Consider the following 737-nt stretch of genomic DNA (forward strand, 5'->3'; position numbering starts at 1 on the left):
CGGGGCGCCGCCCTCCTGCGCCGCCAGGGCGAGGGCCGTCGCCAGCGCGCCGCGCACCGGTCGCAGCTGGCCCGACAGCGACAGTTCGCCGGCGAACTCCCAGCCGGCCAGCCGGGCGGCGTCGATCTGGCCGCTGGCCGCGAGGATGCCCAGCGCGATCGGCAGGTCGAAGCGGCCCGAGTCCTTGGGCAGGTCGGCCGGCGCCAGGTTCACCGTGATGCGCTTGTTGTGCGGGAACTGCAGCCCGGCGTTCTGCAGCGCGGAGCGCACGCGCTCGCGCGCCTCCTTGACTTCCACGTCCGCCAGGCCGACCAGCGTGAAGCTGGGCAATCCGTTGGCCAGGTGCACCTCGACGGTGACGGCGGGCGCGGCAAGGCCGAGCAGGGCGCGGCTTTGCACCAGGGCGAGGCTCATGCGGTGGTCTCTCCAGAGAAGGGGCCGGTGGCGCGCAATGTACCCGCCGAACGGTGGAATGGGGGAGCTCAGGGCGGGGGCGTGTCGCACAATGGCCGCATGAGCCCTTCCACCGCCCCCGAATGGTCCGTTCTCGCTGCCGCGGCCGAGCCCGCGCTGCTGGGCGAGTCCCCTTTCTGGCACCCGCAGGAGCAGCGCCTGTACTGGGTGGACATCGCCGGACGCGCGTTGCTGCGCGCGCATCCGGGGGGCGATCCGCCCGAACGCTGGGCCATGCCTTCGGAGCCGGGCTGCATCGCCCCGGCACAGCGGCAGGGAGCGCC

Annotated in this window: 2 protein-coding genes; one reads left to right on the forward strand and one right to left on the reverse strand. The window is 73.9% G+C overall.

Features of this window, described 5'->3' with window-relative positions; translation table 11 throughout:
• Positions 1 to 414: magnesium chelatase domain-containing protein (locus tag A612_RS04625; RefSeq protein ID WP_040436082.1), on the reverse strand; the 414-nt coding region annotated here is incomplete at its 3' end.
• 99 nt (positions 415 to 513) lie between these two features.
• Between A612_RS04625 and A612_RS04630 the strand changes: the two genes are divergently transcribed.
• Positions 514 to 737: SMP-30/gluconolactonase/LRE family protein (locus A612_RS04630; RefSeq protein ID WP_141630323.1), on the forward strand; the 224-nt coding region annotated here is incomplete at its 3' end.

This window comes from Melaminivora alkalimesophila (assembly GCF_000282995.1).
Taxonomy (GTDB): domain Bacteria; phylum Pseudomonadota; class Gammaproteobacteria; order Burkholderiales; family Burkholderiaceae_C; genus Melaminivora; species Melaminivora alkalimesophila.